Source organism: Variovorax sp. Soil_C_19, assembly GCF_057657255.1.
In genome coordinates this window covers 14824-30345 of record NZ_JBDGIV010000018.1, presented here as the reverse complement: position 1 = coordinate 30345, position 15522 = coordinate 14824, and the positions used below count along the sequence as shown (strand labels likewise).

The window sequence follows — 15522 nt, the reverse complement described above, 5'->3', positions numbered from 1 at the left end:
TCGAGGCGGCAGAAACCATCATGACCGTAGCTCAGCCCGGCGCCGGAGGCCTTTCGGCGTCCGCCGCATCCACCCTGTCTCCACCCCACTACACGCCCGAAGAGAAGCGCCACCGCATCTTCTCGATCATGGCGGCCTCGTCGGGCAACCTCGTCGAGTGGTTCGACTTCTACGTCTACGCCTTCTCCGCGCTGTACTTCGCGTCGGCCTTCTTCCCCCAGTCGGATCCCACCGTTCAGTTGCTCAACACGGCCGGCGTGTTCGCGGCCGGCTTCCTCATGCGGCCGATCGGCGGCTGGCTGTTCGGCCGCATCGCCGACAAGGTCGGGCGCAAGACATCGATGCTGATCTCGGTCACGATGATGTGCGCCGGCTCGCTCGTCATCGCCTTCCTGCCGACCTACGCGCAGATCGGCGCCTGGGCGCCGTTCCTGCTGCTGGTGTGCCGCCTGTTCCAGGGGCTGTCGGTCGGGGGCGAGTACGGCACCACCGCCACCTACATGAGCGAGGTGGCGCTGCGTGGCCAGCGCGGCTTCTTCTCGTCGTTCCAGTACGTCACGCTCATCGGTGGGCAGCTGCTCGCGGTGCTCGTCATCGTGGTGCTCGAACAGCTGCTCACCGAGGCCGAGCTCAAGGCGTGGGGCTGGCGCATTCCGTTCGTGATCGGCGCCGTGGCCGCGGTGGTGGCTCTGCTGCTGCGCCGCACGCTGCACGAAACGCAGAGCGCCGAGGCCAAGGCCAACAAGGAGGCCGGCACCATGGCCGGGCTCTTCAAGCACCACATGCCGGCCTTCTTGACCGTGCTGGGCTACACCGCCGGCGGTTCGCTGATCTTCTACACCTTCACCACGTACATGCAGAAGTACCTGGTGAACACGGTGCACCTGCCGATCAAGACCGCAAGCTACGTAATGACCGGCGCACTGTTCGTCTACATGTGCATGCAGCCGGTGTTCGGCGCGCTGTCCGATCGCATCGGGCGGCGCAACAACATGCTGCTGTTCGGCGGCCTCGGCGCGCTCGCGACGGTGCCGATCCTCACGGCGCTGCAGCACACCACCAACCCCGTGGTGGCCTTCGTACTGATCGTCGTCGCGCTCGCGATCGTGAGCTTCTACACCTCGATCAGCGGCATCGTGAAAGCCGAGATGTTCCCGCCCGAAGTGCGCGCCCTCGGCGTCGGCCTGGCGTATGCCGTGGCCAATGCGATCTTCGGCGGCTCGGCCGAATACGTGGCGCTGGGCCTCAAGGCGCTGGGCCACGAGTCGGCCTTCTTCTGGTACGTGACCGTGATGATGGTGGTGGCCTTTCTCGTGAGCCTGCGCCTGCCGCGGCAGGCGAGCTACCTGCATCACGACCATTGAGCGCACGACGGCAGATTCAGGGCGCGCGCGACGGCACCCGACTTTCCAGCGGCGGCGGCTGCCATGCCGGCTGGATGCGGCAACCGTTCTTGCCGTCGGTGTCGTAACGTGGCATGAGTGCCGTGCAGCGCGCGGCAAGCCGCTCGGGCGTGGGCTTCTCGCCCTTGTCGATCCAGTCGAGCAGCGCATCGAAGAGCGCGGGGTACTGCGACTCGGCCAGGTAGCTGTGCTCGCGCTCGGCGCTGAAGCTCTGTACCAGCAACTCGCCGGTGCCCGCGGCATCGCGGATGCGGCGGTAGGCGCTTTCGAGCTCGACGAAGGCGGTCGGGTCGTCGATCGCATGCAGGCCCAGCGTGGGCAGCCCAGTGCGCCCCGTCGGCTGGCTGTCGGCCGCGAGCGCGCCCTTGGCCTGCGGATCGGCCGCATAACGCATCACGCCGGCGTTCAGCGCGTCGGCCTCGGCGGGGGTCGGCGCGGCGTAGCGCACGCCGACGTTGCCGAAGGGGTTGCGGCCACCGAGCCGCAGTTGCACCAGGTCCTGGAACAGCCAGGTCGCCCAGTTCAGGTGGCCGACGAGCGCGCGCTCGGGAATCTTCACCGCGGCCAGGATGGTCTTGAGCCGCGCGGCCTGCTCGGGCGTGCGCTGTGCGGCCGGCAGGCCGACGCCGGTGCATTCGCGCACGCGCTCGGCCAGGTCCTTGCGCGTGAGCTTCGCGTCCATCGGCAGGCCTTGCCAGAGCGGGTATTGCGGCTCGTCGGGGCGCGGATGGTTGCGGCACACGTATTGGTAGACCACGCGCAGGTCGAGCCGGAAATCGTAGGCGCTGTTGCCGCCGCCGAGCACGCCGCTGGTCAGCAGCAACCCGTCGTACGGACTCTTGACGGCGCCGCCCGCGGGCGCATAGAGCTCGGCCGCCTTGGCGGCCACGCCCGCGCCGTAGCTCTGGCCGTGCAGCAGCGTGCGGCGCGGCGGACCGAAGTGCTGCACGACGATGCGGCGCAGCCGCTCGGTGTCCTCGGCGGCCATCGTTACGCCGTAGCCGCCGCGGCGGTAGCTGGAGCCGGCCCATGCGTGGCCCGCCTTCACAGTGATGGCCCAGCGCTTGAGGTCCTGCTCGCTACGCGCGAGCCGCGGCGGACCGGTCTCGGGGCCGCCATGCGCATGCATCACGAGCACCCCGCGGTTCCAGTCCTTCGGGATCGCGATCCAGTAGAACGCGCCTGCGCCGTCGGCGCCCGTGTAGCAGCGCGCGCCCTCGGGCACGGGCTGCGGGCACGTAGCGGGCTCAGGCGCGGTGGCGCGGGCGGCATGCGCGGAGTTCACGCCGCTCATGAGCGCGAGTGCGAGACCGGCGGCCGAGGCCAGCCGTGCATGTCGCCGAGAGGAAGCCTGTTTCGTGTTCATCAATGCCTTGCTCCGAGTTCAAGCGCCGCATCCGTGCCAGAACCGGTCACGAATCCCACGACGCCGCTGTTGAAGATGAGATGCCCGGGCCGGCCCGCATCGGCCTCGGCCACGCCCGGCACCGGCGTGTCGTAGCGCAGCGCCGCTGCGGCCCCGCGCAGGTTGAAACTGCTGCCGGCCAGCGTGGCTTCGCCGGCCTGCCCCGCCACGCTGACCATGGCGTAGCTGCCATCGGCCGCGCCTGCGGCCAGGCTCTGCTGCGCCGCGTACAGGCGCAGGCCGAAATTCGCGGCCGATTCGCGCACCAGGTGCAGCGGCAGCGCGGCGCCGTTGACGAGGCCGATCACCATCGAGCCCGTGAGCGTGCCGCCAGTGGTGGTGGCGCCGCTCGTGGGCGAGGTGGTGCGCAGGTCGAAGGCGTTGCGTGCGGCGTTGTAGCTGATGTAGCCCTTCTCTGTGTCGGTGCAGGAAGCGTCGTAGACGATGAAACTGGCGGCATGGCGGCAGTACTGGAAAGTGCCCGCATTGCGCAAGCGCACCGCGCCTTCGTAGGCCACCGGGCCCGCACCGCCCTGCTGCACGCCCACCGCATTGAAGATGTTCGCGACCGGATTGAACACCGTGGGCGTTGCCGCGTTCTCGAAGGTGTCGCGGAACGCAAGCAGCGGCGCGAAGCCGCCGCCAGCGGGCGCGTTCACGCCGCCCAGCAGCACGCCGCCGGCCGCGAACGAGAACACCGCGCCGCTTTCGCCGCTCGTGTAGCTGCACTGCCCCTGCGACACCAGCGCGCCGCTGCGCACGGTGCCCGCCGCGCGCTGCAGGCTCGCATCGACGGTGACGGTGTAGGCCATGGTGGCAGGATCGATCGCCACGCTGAGTTCCTCACCGAAGCTGTTGCCGCCCTTGTAGGTGGTGGGTGCCGCGGGCAGGTTCGGGCAGGCGAGCGGGTCGCCCACCTCGGTGACGCAGCTGTAGTTGACGGCCGCATCGAGGCTGCCGCTGCCACGGTACTTGGGCCAGGCCGGATAGCGGCACAGCGGGCGGGTGCGGCCGTAGGTGCCGGCCACCGCATCCACCGCGATGCCGGTCTCGGGGGCCAGGCCTTTTTCGGCCCAGCCTTCGAGCGCGGCGAGCGAATCCCAGTTGGGAATGAACACGCCGGTGCCGTGGCCCATGCCGGGCACGGTGTAGAAGCGCACGCTCTCGTCCACCGCGGCCTGCCCGAGCATGGCGACCATCTGCTTGTAGTAGTCGATCGTGGAGTTGGGGCTGATCACCTCGTCGGCCAGGCCGTGCAGCATGATGAGCTTGCCGCCGCGCGCGAAGAAGGGCGCAAGGTTCGGGTCGGTCGCGTCGGACAGCCGCGACACCTCGGCCACGCGCGAGGTGTACATGCCGGGGTCGAGCGGATCGAAGGCCAGCGTGTCGAAGTCGGCCACGCGGGTGACGAAGTACTTCACCCACTGATCGCCCGTGACGTACATGTTCGCATCGGCCGATGTGGCCGGGTTCCCCGGCACCTTGCGCGTGCCGAGGTCGCGCGAGGTGTACGGGCCGGCCACGAGGGCGCCTTCGAGCAGGTTATAGCCGCCGGCACGCCGCACGCCGTTGGCCAGGCTGTAGCCGGCGAACTCGAGCGGCGATTCGATGGTGCGGACCGTCGCGAGCTGCGCGTCCGACAGGCAGCCGTCGCCGTTGTCGGTGCCGCCGCTGCAGCGCAGCGAGGCGAGGATCGGCGCATTGAGCTGGCGGCAGCTCTCGACGTTGCTCACGATGGCGTCGGCCGCGCCGTCGAGCCTGTCGCACGCATCGAGCACTGTCTTCTGCACCAGCAGCGTCTTGGCCACGTTCATCCAGCCGGCACCGCCATTTGTGTAGAGCGCACGGCCCACGGCCACGTTCGACAGCCGAGTGCCGGTGTAGTTGAGCGCGGGCTCGTTGGCGATCACGCCGTCGTAGTCGAGCGGCCAGCGCTGGATGTGGCTGAGCGCGTCGCGCCCTCCCGTGGAGGTTCCGAGGAAATAGGCTTTCTCCGGCTCGACGCCGTAGCGTGCGAGCACCAGCGCCTGGGCCACGTCGCGCGTTTTCTTGAGTGCAAGTCCGCCGTAATTGGCGAGCTGCTCGTCGTTGGCTGCGAAGCGCGCGTCGGTGATGCTGCTCGACTGGTGGCCGGAGTCGCCGCCGTAGGTGGCGTAGCCGAGCGCAAGCGGCGCGGGCTTGGCCGCAGGCCCGAAGCGGATCGCCTCGGTGCCGTCGATCAGCACGCCGTTGAACCCGCCGCCGCCGAAGTGGATGGTCTTGCGGTTCCACTGCTCGGGCAGGTTGAGCGCGAACTGGATCGCCTGCGCTGCAGGGTCCACGGGCTCGATGGTGCCGCGCACACGGCAATGCTCGCCGAGCGTGTTGCCCGGATCACCGGCCGCAACGGGCGTGGCGCTGGTCACGGTGGCGCCCCCCGTCGGCAGCCCGATGGCCGAAGCCGGCACACTCCTGCCGGCCAGTTCGGCGCACGAGAGCACCGGCACCACGGGCGGCGGCGGCGGATTGTCAGGCGGGTCTTCGCCGGATGGGTGACCACCTGCGGCCGGCGGTGGCAGGAAGAAGCCGCTGCTGCTGCCGCCTCCCCCGCCGCCGCAAGCGGCCAGCGCCAGCGACACGGCAAGCGCAGCGCCGTACGGGCGGCAGGCGCGGAACATCGTCTTGGGCATCGACGCGGGCGGGCGCGGTGGGCGCATGGGTTCGTCTCCGGCATGCAGTCTCGATGGACCGCTTGTTGTTTGATCAGGCGGCCGGACGATAAGTCGACGTATGACTTCGGGTCAAATAAGATAAGCCGCCTGTTCAATATAAAAAATATATGAGAGACAACCCATGGACATCCGCGCGCTGAAGTACTTCACCGCCGTGGCCGAGACGGGCCACATGACGCGCGCCGCCGAGCAGCTCGGCATCCAGCAGCCGCCGCTGAGCCTGCAGATCAAGGCGCTCGAGCGCGAGCTGGGCATGCTGCTGTTCCGCCGCCATCCGCGCGGCGTGGCGCTCACCGATGCGGGCCGGCTGTTCCTGGCCGAGGCGCTGCGCATGCTGCAGGACATGGAGGCCATGAAGCAGCGCATGGCGCGCGTGGCGAGCGGCCAGGCAGGCACGTTGTCGGTCGGCTTCACGAGTTCGGCCGCGGCGCACCGCTTCATGCCCGGCGCGCTGCGCGCGTTTCGGCGCGCGCACCCCGACATCGATTTGCAACTGCGCGAGGACCACGCCGCCGCGCTCACCGAGGCGCTGGCCGCCGGTCGGCTGCATTGCGGCCTGCTGCGCGTGCCGGTGGCGCGGCCCGAGGGGCTGATGTTCGAGACGCTGCTGCGCGAGCCGGTGCTCGTCGCGATGCCGAGCGACCATCGGCTGGCGCGCGGCAAGGGTGCGCGCCCGCTGCCGCTCGCCAGGCTCTGCGAGGAAGGCATCATCCTGGTGCGCCGCCCCGGCGCGCCCGGCCTCTATGCCGATCTGCTCGCGCTGTGCCTTGCCAAGGGCCTGCGTCCACGCGTGGTGGCCGAAGTCGACCGCATGATGACCAACCTCAACCTCGTGGCCGCTGGCGTCGGCCTCTCGGTGGTGCCGGCCTCGATGGCCGGGGTGCATGCGGATGCGATCGCCTATGCGCGCCTCGCCGATGGCGGCCAGCTCGATGCGCCGCTCACGCTGGTGTCGCGCGCCGACGAAGACAGCCTGCCCGCGCAGCACTTCGCCGCGCTGCTGCGCCGGCTCGCCGCCGAGGCCCCGCGGTCATGATGAACACGCCCGCGCCGTCGCGCCGGCATTTCGTGCGACAGGCGGGCGCGCTGCTCGCAGCCGCCTGCGCCGCGCCGCGCCTGGTGCTGGCCGCTGCGCCGGCGTGGCCGCTGCGGCCCCTCCGGCTGATCGTGGTGTACCCGCCCGGCGGTGTCAGCGACGGCATGGCACGTGCGCTGGCCGAGCCGCTCGCGGACGCCCTCGGCGTGCCGGTGCGGGTCGAAAACCGCGCCGGTGCGGGCGGCAGTGTCGGCATGGATGCGCTCGCGCGCGCCGCACCCGACGGCTGCACGCTCGCCTTCTCGGCCATCAGCCCGCTCACCCTGCATCCACTGCTCGCACGCGTGGCCTACGACCCGCTGCGCGGCTTCGCGCCCGTGGCCAGCGTCATGCGCACGCCGGTGCTGGTGGTCGGCACGCCGGCCTTCGCGGGCCGCAGCTTCGACGACCTGGTCGGGTTGGCGCGCAGCCATCCCGGCGCGTTGCGCTGGGCCACCTCGGGCGTGGCCACCCTCGGACACATGGTGCTGGCGCAGGTGCGCCTGCAGGGCCGCCTCGACATCACGCACGTCCCCTACCAGGGCGGCGGACCGCAGCTCAACGATGCGCTCGCGGGGCACTTCGAGGTGCTGTCGACCAACGTCGCCGCGCAGCAGCTGCAGTACATCGATAGCAGCCGGCTGCGCGCGCTCGCGGTGGGCGCGCCCGCGCGCATCGAGGCGCTGCCGCAGGTGCCCACGCTAGCGGAACTGGGCTTCGAGAGGGCGAACCGCGATTCGCTCTTCGGCATCTTCGCGCCGGCGCGCACCCCGGCGGCGGTGGTGCAGCGCCTCAATGCGGAGATCAATCGACTGCTGGTTGGCGCGCCGCTCGCAGGCCGGCTGCGCGAGGCGCACAACATCCCTGCCGTGGGCAGCAGCGACGACTTTGCGCGCGAGATCGCGGCGGACCGGCGGCGGAACCGGGAACTGGGGGCTGGGGACCGGTCGCAGTTCGACTGACCGACCGCTCAGGCCTCTGCGATCCAGAGGCCGGGGTAGTCGCGCACGAAGGCGTCGCCGGTCACCTGCAGCGTCGCCGCATAGTCGAAGCGCTTCGCCTCGTAGCCGTAGGCATCGTCGGCGGTGCGCTCGTAGCGCTGCATGAGTTCGGTGAGCACGCCGCCGCCGTCGAGGTCGACCCAGGCGGCCGGCGCGTCGGCGCCTTCGCCCACTGCCAGATGAAGCCGGCGCAGCTGCAGCAGGTTGGTGGCCGGCGTGAAGCCGAGGTCGAGGTCGATGCAGTGCGACAGGTCGGGCACCGGCTCGTCGTTGAGCTTCCAGAGGCCGCGCGCATCGCGCGCGATCGCCAGGTCGACCGCCGCGCCACCGAGCCAGCCGCGCACGGTGCCCCACTGCGTGTGCCAGTGCAGGTCGCAGCGCACGCGGTAGTGCAGCTGGCCGTTGCGGCCGTCCTCGAGGCGGAACACGGCGGCGCCGTCGAGCTGCCATGCCGAGGCGTTGCGCTCGAGACGGCAGGCGTCATGGCCCGGTACGTCGAGCCGGCGCCACAGGATGGATGCGACGGTTTGCATGCCACGGATGATCGCGCGAGCGCGCGCCCGAGGCAAGCGTTCTCAGGGCGCGAGCGCGGCGAGCACGTGGTCGAGGAATTCGCGTGCGGTCGCACCGAAGTCGGGCGGCAACCAGTTGCGCTCGAACAGCCGCGCGAAATCGGCTTCGAGCGCGGGATGGGTCTGCACGAAATCGGCGATCTCGGCGCGCAGCGCGTTGCGCTCGCCGGGGGTCGAGTCCTGGTTGTACTCGGCCATGATCTCGGCGCCGGTCTCGCCGAAGAGCACGTCGGCACCCTGGCCGAAGTAGACGCTCGTGAGGTTCTCGAGGAGTTCGTAGCGGTGCATGGCATCTGCTCGTCGAAGAGTTTTCGAGGTGGGAACGCCAGCATGCCACGGCGCCGTCCGGCTAACATCCTCCGCTCGATCATTTCAGGAGCGTGCACGTGGAATCCTGGTTCGCCGACGCCAAACCGATCACCGCGCTGGAGCCCGAGATCGCCTTTCACCTTTCGGAAGAATTCCAGGCCGCGGCCTACCAGCGGCCCGAGCCGCTAGTGCTGCCTTCGTTTCCGCGCGCGGAACGGCTGCAGGTGCGCAGCGCGGAGCTGCCCGGCCACGAGGCGGAGCTCGCCGCCTACTACCGCCGCATCGTCGACCTCGCGCGCCGGCATGGCATGAAGCTGGACCAGGTGCGGCAGTATTTTTGGCTCGACCTGCGCTTCGACAACGAGGCGGCGGGCGTGCGCCTGTCCTTTCCCTGGTATGACACCTTCGCCGCCATGGACCATGTGCTGCAGGCGCTGGCGGGAACGGACGAAGGCCTGATCTACGACGACCAGGACCAAGGCTGGGAACTTGAAGTGTGGGCACGCAATGGCACGCTCTACATTCGCGAGAGCGATCCCGACTCCGACGACTTTGGTGTCGCGGTGACGCTGCCGCGCGCAGGCCTTCGGGACCGCATCGTCCCGCTGCGTGCGCGCACCCAGCAGCTCATTGCGGCCCTCGCCAAGGAACTCGGGGCCGACGTGTGGACCACGGGCGAGGCCGCGGGCTTGCTGTAGCCGCACGACTCCGACGGTCAGGCCGTTACGCGCTCAGCCGCGAAGCGGCAACGCAAGCAGCACGGACCTGAGGAATTCTTCGGCGGTGTTCCCGAATTCCGGCGGCCGGTACGAGCGGTGGAAATCCCGCGAGAACACCTGCTCCAGCTCGACCGGGTCGCGGTGCGCGTTCATGAAATCGACCATCTGCGTGCGCAGTGCGTGCACCTCGCCGGCTGTCCAGGTCTCACGCAGGCTCGCCATGATCTCCTCGGCCGTTTCGCCGAAAAGGATGTCGGCGTCCTGGCCGAAGTAGATGCTGGTCAGGTCGCCCAGCAGGTTGTAGCGCTTCGGCACAGCCACGGCTGGTCTCAGATCGGATATGCGGTCAGGATGTAGAACGGCTTGCCGTTGTAGCTTTCCATCTTGAGGATGATCCGCACGCCGCTGAGGTCGTTGACCGCCGTGCTGCCGAACTGCACGCCCCGCCCGACCACGTAGCCCACCACGTGTTCGATTTCCGGCGACTTGCTGCCGGCCGCCGCGGTGCGCGACCACGCCTTGACGGCAGCCGAGTTGGCGCGCAGCGTCTCGGAGATGGCGCGCTCCGCGATGGCGAGATCGCTGAAGGTCGACACGGCCTTGGGGCCGGGCCGCGTGGGGGTTCGCACGCGCGCCAGGAGCTGGGCATCGGTCTGGCCCACATGGCGGGCCATGGTGTGGCCGCCGAGCCGCGTTCCTGCAGCGGCCTCGTGCTGCACCAAACGGATGCGGCCGCCCCGCATCACCGAGACGATGCGCGCGGCGCCAAGGCCGGCGGTTACCGCCAGCGGCACCGCCACGTCCACTGCCAGGCCGATGCCCTCGGCCGTCTCGCGCGACGCGCCCAGCGCCTCGGCGGCCGAGGTCGCGGTGACTGCCGTGGCGGTGCGCTGCGGCACGCCGGTCCAGACCTGACGGCCCGAGGTGGAGAGCGTGTCGAAGCCGTGCACGCCCAGCACCACGCAGCCGGCCTTGCTGACCATGGTGGGTTCGGGCGCAAGGCACAGCACGCCGGCGCCGACGAGTTCGACCACGCCGCCCACGAGCCCGACCGTGCCCCAGAGCCGGTTGCTCAGGCTGGCGGATTCAGGCACCTCCTGGTCGCCGAGCACCGCCGCCATCTGCACCGGTGTCAGGGCGATCGTCATACCTTCGACTTCGTCATCCATGCCGGGGATTCCTTTCGTTGCCATGGGTGTGTTCATGCCATCGGACGGTCGGGTCAAAACCGTTGTCGGCCGCATTCTGGCATGCAGGCCAGCCGGGCGGCAGCGCCTGCAAGGACACCCCGGCCGCGAGACAATCGGGGCCGTGAGTTCCTCGCCCGCGCCAACACCGCCACTTCGCCGCATCGCCCACCTCGACATGGACGCCTTCTTCGCGTCGGTCGAGCTGCTGCGCTATCCGCAGCTCAAGGGCCTGCCGGTGGTGATCGGCGGCGGCCGCCGCAGCGTCGACGAGGCGATGCGCAACCTGCCGCCCGGCGGCACGCTGGCCGACATTCCGGTGGGGGCCTTCGCGCGGCTCAAGAACTACGTGGGCCGCGGCGTGATCACCACCGCCACCTACCCGGCGCGGCAGTTCGGCGTGGGCTCGGCCATGGGCCTCATGAAGGCCGCCAAGCTCTGCCCGCAGGCGATCCTGCTGCCGGTGGATTTCGACGAGATCCGCAAGTACTCGCGCACCTTCAAGAAGGTCATCGCCGAGATCGCGCCCTTGATGGAGGACCGCGGTGTCGACGAGGTCTACATCGACTTCACCGACGTGCCCGGCGGCCAGCGCGAGGGCGGCCGCACGCTCGCGCGGCTGATCCAGAAAGCCATCTTCGACGCCACCGGGCTGACCTGCTCGATCGGCGTGGCGCCCAACAAGCTCATCGCCAAGATGGCGAGCGAGTTCAACAAGCCCAACGGGATCTCGGTGGTGTTCGAGGACGACCTGCAGACGCGCATCTGGCCACTGCCCTGCCGCAAGGTGAACGGCATCGGGCCCAAGGCCGACGAGAAGCTCAAGCGCCTGGGCATCGAGACCATCGGCCAGCTCGCCGCCTGCGAGCGGGGCTGGCTGATCGAGAACTTTGGCAAGTCGACCGGTGCCTGGATGCACGAGGTCGCGTGGGGCCGCGACAACCGGCCGGTGGTGACCGAGAGCGAGCCGGTCTCGATGAGCCGCGAGACCACCTTCGAGCGCGACCTGCACGCGGTGCGCGACCGCGCGGAACTCGGCGCGATCTTCACCCACCTGTGCGAGAAGGTGGCCGAAGACCTGCAGCGCAAGGGCTACGTCGGCAAGACCATCGGCATCAAGCTGCGCTACGACGACTTCAAGATCGCCACGCGCGACCAGACCATCGACCGCTTCACGAACGACGCGAAGACGATCCGCCACACAGGCGGCCTGTGCCTGAAGCGCGTGCCGCTCGAACGACCACTGCGCCTGTTGGGCGTGCGCGTGGGCGCTCTGGCCAAGGCCGGGAGCCCCGAAGCGCTGGCGGCGCCGGGCAATGCGGTGCCGCGCGCCGCCGCCAGTGCCGCCGTGTCGGCCACCGCGTCGCTGTTCTGAGAAGCGGACCTGCAATGGCACGCTGGCTCCGGCGCGTCGCGTTCTTGCTGTCGGGCCTGGTGATGGTTGCAGGGCTCTACGTGGCCGCGGCCTGCGTGCTGATGTTCTGGCCCGCCAACCCGGCTGCGCGCGTGCCGGCGCAGCCGCCCGCGGTCGAGGCCTGGGTGCTGAGCAACGGCGTGCACACCGACCTGGTGTTTCCGGTCCGCTCGGCCACCATCGACTGGGATCAGCTCTTTCCGCCGGCGCACTTCAAGGCCGTGGCGCCCGAGGCCGAGTTCGTCGCCATCGGCTGGGGCGACCGCGAGTTCTACCTGCACACGCCGACCTGGGCCGATCTCACCGTGCCGCGCGCCTTCGGCGCCCTGCTCGGCGGCAACCGCGCGCTGCTCCACGTGACCTATCTCACGCGTGCCCAGCTACAAGGCAATGCCTGGCACCTGCCGCTTTCGCAGGCACAGTACGCGCGGCTTGTCGGCTACGTGCGCGCGACGCTGGCCGAAGGCCGCGCCACGCCCATCGCTGGTGCGCACTACGGCAACGACGACGCGTTCTACGAGGCCGAAGGCGGCTATCACCTGTTCGAGACCTGCAACACCTGGACCGGCCGCGCGCTGCGCCAGGCGGGCGTCACGGTGAGCCGATGGACGCCGTTCGACTTCAACGTGACCTGGCACCTGCAGCCGTTGCAGCCGCCTTGAGCGCGCTCAGGGCTTCGGCACGCCGCGCTGCCACCGCGGCCAGTTCGCGACGATGTGGTCGACCACGCGCGTGCCCACGAGCGCGATGTTCTCGACCGTCTCGGCGAAACCGCCGGCCGTCTCGCCGGGCGCCGGGTCGAGGTGCTGCAGCGTGGTCTCGTTCGGATTGCCCTGGTCGAAGTTGACGGCGCCGCGCAGGCTCATCACGCGGCCGGTGCCGTGGCTGCGCTGGATCACCAGCGTGATCGCGGCAGCTTCCATTTCGGTGATGACGTAGTCGTCGGCGCCGTAGAGCTTGGCGATGTACTGCGCCTGCTTCGACATGCCCGGGCCGTGGAAGAAGGTGTCGCCGGTCATGTGGGTGCCGGTGGTCACGGAAGGCGCGCGCCGCGCGGCGGTGTCGGGGTAGCGCAGGCGGTACTTGCGCGCGCTGTCGGAATCCTTGAGTGGTGTGTTCGCGCTGAGCTTCATGGCCCAGCCGACCAGGTCGGGGTCGAGCTTGAAGCGGCGGTATTCCTCGTAGCCTTTGCGCGGCATGAAGGTGGGTTCGCCGGGCTTGTTCTCCTCGGGCGCCCAGCGGTGGCCGAGGTCGTAGTCGACGAGCCAGGTGGCCCAGCTCACTTCGCCGATGGTGCCGCGCGCGGGCGGCGTGCCGGCCACGCCCGAGATCACGTAGTACGCCTCGGAGAAGTCGAAGCGCGGATCGAGCAGGATGGCCTGCATCGAAGCCGATGAATTGACCTTGCCCATGCCGAGCACCGCACCGCACACGCCGTCGGCATTGCAGTAGGCCGGCTGCAGCGCGCCGCGCACAGCGACGGGCTGGGCGCCTTTCCAGTAGCGCTCGTACCAATGCTGGAACTCGCCCGCGCGGTCGCCGCTGTTCTGGCCGATCTCGAACATGGCGGCCACGAAAACCTTCACCTTGATCGGTGCGGCCGCGGCCGTGCGCGCGGGCGGCACGGGCGCGGTCGATGCGGTGGGTGCGGCGCAGCCGGCGGCGAACAGTGCCGCAACGCACACGGCGGCCAGTCGAGGAACAGACATCATTTTTCGGGAACTCCAGTGAAGACGAAAGCGCCGCAATCGCACCGGTGGCGATTGCGGCGTCCTACAGGCGCCCATTGTCGGTGCAGGCACAAGCGCTGGGTACGCCACCACGCAACCCCCATGCCGGCCCGCTCCAAACCGACCTCCTCGACCGCCCCGCCCTCGAAACCGGCACCCACAGCCGCGTCCATCGCCAACGGCCTCGTCTATGTGAACCCCGACATGCCGGGCATCCAGCGCCTGAAGCATGGCGACCACTTCCGCTATCGCGATCCCGAAGGTCGCTGGGTGCGCGACGCCGACGAGCTCTCGCGCATCCGCCGGCTGGCGATTCCGCCGGCCTACACCGACGTGTGGATCTGCCCGCTGCCGAACGGCCATCTGCAGGCGACCGGCATGGATGCGCGCGGGCGCAAGCAGTATCGCTACCACCCCGACTGGCGCCTCCACAAGGACGAGACCAAGTTCGAGCGGCTCGAAGCCTTCGCGCTCGCGCTGCCGCGCATCCGGGCGCGCGTGGCACGCGATCTGCAGGACGGCGGCGGCGGTGGTGCGCCGGGCCGGCACCGCGTGCTCGCGGCGCTGGTGCGGCTGCTCGACACCACGTTGCTGCGCGTGGGCAACGAGGAATACGCGCAAAGCAACCGCTCCTACGGGCTCACCACGCTGCGCAACCGGCATGTGGCGGTGAAGGGTGCAGCGCTGAATCTGCGCTTTCGCGGCAAGAGCGGCGTGATGCATGAGGCGAAGCTCGACGATCCGCGCGTCGCGAAGGTGGTGCGCCAGTGCCAGCAGTTGCCCGGCCAGGCACTGTTCCAGTACCAGGACGAGGACGGCACGCTGCACAGCGTCTCGTCGACCGACGTGAACGACTACCTGGCCGAAGCCTCGCCCGGCGAGCGCTTCACCGCCAAGGACTTCCGCACCTGGCACGGCACGGTGCAGGCGTTGGAGCTGACGCGGCTTGCCTGCGAGCCCGGCCGTGCGGCCGCCGACGGCAGCCGCTACACGGCCAAGGAGATCCTGGCGGCGGTCGCGAAGCAGCTCGGCAACACGCCGGCTGTGTGCAAGAAGGCGTACGTGCATCCGGCCGTGCTCGCACTCGGCAGCGCGCTCGCGGGCGCCGAGGGCGATCCGTCGGCCGAGGTGCTGCGCCAGATGTCCGCGCGCACCGCGACGGCCGGCCGCACGCGCGGCCTCCATGCGCCGGAGCAGCGGTTGCTCGCGTTCCTGCGATTGAACCGGCTGCGCTTGGCGCGGGGGCTTCGCGCGAGTCGCAGCAACGGCAAGGCCGCCGCGCGCAGAAAGACTCAGCCGGCCGCGAGGGAGAAGCAGACGCTGTCGCGTTCCAGCGCGACGGTGTAGCCGAGGTCGTCGGCCAGGCTCTGCAGCGCGATGGCGTCGATGGCGAGCGCGCGCGGGGCGCGGTGCGCATCGAGCACCGGGCTGGTGGCGCCCGATGCGCGCGGCGTGCCGACCAGGCACAGCGCATCGTCACCGCGGGCTTCGATGCGGATCGCGCCGGTCTCGGTTTCGCCGTCGTGCAGGTAGCCGAGCGCGCCCAGGAACAGATAGCGCAGCGCCGCGCCCTGCGGCCAGCGCGTCTCGTCGGTGCCTGAAGCAAGCGCCGGATCGACGTCGAGCGTGATGCCGTGCATGTCGAAGGCTGCGCGCATCAGGCCGACGCATTGGGCGACCAGCGCACTGCGCGTGATGCCGTCGTCGGCGGTGGCGAGTTCCCAGTCGCGCAGCGAGCGGATGCCTTCGACGAGTTCGGACATCTGGTGGTCGATGAGCGCGACGCGCTCCTCGCACGCCGCGGCGTCGATCGTGGGCGCGCCGACCTGGCGCTTGAGCATCAAGAGGGCCATGCGCATCACCGACACGGGGGCGGCCATGTCGTGGCGCAAGGCGGGCAGCGCGCGCGTCAGCAGTTCGTGGCGCACGCCGGCGGCGATCCAGCTACGGGCCCCGGGCGAGGCCTTCATCGCGCGTGGGGAGCCGAAGAAGGCTC

Annotated in this window: 15 protein-coding genes; 7 read left to right on the top strand and 8 right to left on the bottom strand. The window is 70.0% G+C overall.

The window, feature by feature from the left end:
- The first annotated feature begins 20 nt into the window (after positions 1-20).
- Complete coding sequence (locus AC3A6R_RS24190; protein ID WP_487858435.1) at positions 21-1364, top strand: MFS family transporter; 1344 nt, start codon at positions 21-23, stop codon at positions 1362-1364.
- Between the two features lie 16 nt (positions 1365-1380).
- On the opposite strand, the gene AC3A6R_RS24185 is transcribed toward AC3A6R_RS24190, so the two are convergent.
- Positions 1381-2769 (bottom strand): alpha/beta hydrolase family protein, encoded by a 1389-nt coding sequence (locus tag AC3A6R_RS24185; RefSeq protein ID WP_487865849.1) that lies wholly within the window; start codon positions 2767-2769, stop codon positions 1381-1383.
- Positions 2769-5504, bottom strand: a complete 2736-nt coding sequence (locus AC3A6R_RS24180) for a tannase/feruloyl esterase family alpha/beta hydrolase (protein WP_487865848.1) — start codon at positions 5502-5504, stop codon at positions 2769-2771. Before AC3A6R_RS24180 ends, AC3A6R_RS24185 begins: the two co-directional genes overlap by 1 nt.
- A 136-nt stretch (positions 5505-5640) precedes the next feature.
- Here AC3A6R_RS24180 and AC3A6R_RS24175 point away from each other — a divergent pair, with 136 nt between their 5' ends.
- The gene (locus tag AC3A6R_RS24175) at positions 5641-6555 is read left to right on the top strand and encodes a LysR substrate-binding domain-containing protein (RefSeq protein ID WP_487865847.1); all 915 of its coding nucleotides are present in this window, start codon (positions 5641-5643) and stop codon (positions 6553-6555) included.
- Positions 6552-7556 carry a Bug family tripartite tricarboxylate transporter substrate binding protein gene (locus AC3A6R_RS24170; RefSeq protein WP_487865846.1) on the top strand — a complete coding sequence of 335 codons (1005 nt, stop codon included), beginning with the start codon at positions 6552-6554 and terminating at the stop codon, positions 7554-7556. Before AC3A6R_RS24175 ends, AC3A6R_RS24170 begins: the two co-directional genes overlap by 4 nt.
- 8 nt (positions 7557-7564) lie before the next feature.
- Here AC3A6R_RS24170 and AC3A6R_RS24165 read toward each other — a convergent pair whose 3' ends face one another.
- Both AC3A6R_RS24165 and AC3A6R_RS24160 read right to left on the bottom strand, forming a co-directional pair.
- Positions 7565-8128, bottom strand: coding sequence for a putative glycolipid-binding domain-containing protein (locus AC3A6R_RS24165; protein ID WP_487865845.1), 564 nt, complete (start codon positions 8126-8128; stop codon positions 7565-7567).
- 42 nt (positions 8129-8170) lie between these two features.
- On the bottom strand, positions 8171-8455 hold the full coding sequence (locus AC3A6R_RS24160) for a contact-dependent growth inhibition system immunity protein (protein ID WP_487865844.1): 285 nt from the start codon (positions 8453-8455) through the stop codon (positions 8171-8173).
- A gap of 98 nt (positions 8456-8553) precedes the next feature.
- On the opposite strand from AC3A6R_RS24160, the gene AC3A6R_RS24155 reads away from it, so the two are divergent.
- The gene (locus tag AC3A6R_RS24155) at positions 8554-9174 is read left to right on the top strand and encodes a hypothetical protein (protein WP_487865843.1); all 621 of its coding nucleotides are present in this window, start codon (positions 8554-8556) and stop codon (positions 9172-9174) included.
- A 33-nt stretch (positions 9175-9207) separates the two neighbouring features.
- Here the strand turns inward: AC3A6R_RS24155 and AC3A6R_RS24150 are convergent, their stop codons facing one another.
- Both AC3A6R_RS24150 and AC3A6R_RS24145 read right to left on the bottom strand, forming a co-directional pair.
- Positions 9208-9516 carry a contact-dependent growth inhibition system immunity protein gene (locus tag AC3A6R_RS24150; RefSeq protein WP_487865842.1) on the bottom strand — a complete coding sequence of 103 codons (309 nt, stop codon included), beginning with the start codon at positions 9514-9516 and terminating at the stop codon, positions 9208-9210.
- Positions 9517-9524: 8 nt separating this feature from the next.
- Complete coding sequence (locus AC3A6R_RS24145; protein WP_487865841.1) at positions 9525-10364, bottom strand: RNase A-like domain-containing protein; 840 nt, start codon at positions 10362-10364, stop codon at positions 9525-9527.
- A gap of 142 nt (positions 10365-10506) precedes the next feature.
- On the opposite strand from AC3A6R_RS24145, the gene AC3A6R_RS24140 reads away from it, so the two are divergent.
- Both AC3A6R_RS24140 and AC3A6R_RS24135 read left to right on the top strand, forming a co-directional pair.
- Positions 10507-11757 carry a Y-family DNA polymerase gene (locus AC3A6R_RS24140; RefSeq protein ID WP_487865840.1) on the top strand — a complete coding sequence of 417 codons (1251 nt, stop codon included), beginning with the start codon at positions 10507-10509 and terminating at the stop codon, positions 11755-11757.
- Between the two features lie 14 nt (positions 11758-11771).
- Positions 11772-12458, top strand: a complete 687-nt coding sequence (locus tag AC3A6R_RS24135; RefSeq protein ID WP_487865839.1) for a TIGR02117 family protein — start codon at positions 11772-11774, stop codon at positions 12456-12458.
- Between the two features lie 6 nt (positions 12459-12464).
- Here the strand turns inward: AC3A6R_RS24135 and AC3A6R_RS24130 are convergent, their stop codons facing one another.
- Positions 12465-13508, bottom strand: coding sequence for a purine-nucleoside phosphorylase (locus AC3A6R_RS24130; RefSeq protein ID WP_487865838.1), 1044 nt, complete (start codon positions 13506-13508; stop codon positions 12465-12467).
- A gap of 120 nt (positions 13509-13628) precedes the next feature.
- On the opposite strand from AC3A6R_RS24130, the gene AC3A6R_RS24125 reads away from it, so the two are divergent.
- Positions 13629-14873, top strand: coding sequence for a DNA topoisomerase IB (locus AC3A6R_RS24125; RefSeq protein ID WP_487865837.1), 1245 nt, complete (start codon positions 13629-13631; stop codon positions 14871-14873).
- On the opposite strand, the gene AC3A6R_RS24120 is transcribed toward AC3A6R_RS24125, so the two are convergent.
- Entirely contained in the window at positions 14819-15496 is a 678-nt protein-coding gene (locus tag AC3A6R_RS24120) for a hypothetical protein (protein WP_487865836.1), read from the bottom strand. The genes AC3A6R_RS24125 and AC3A6R_RS24120 overlap by 55 nt on opposite strands.
- Positions 15497-15522 lie beyond the last annotated feature (26 nt).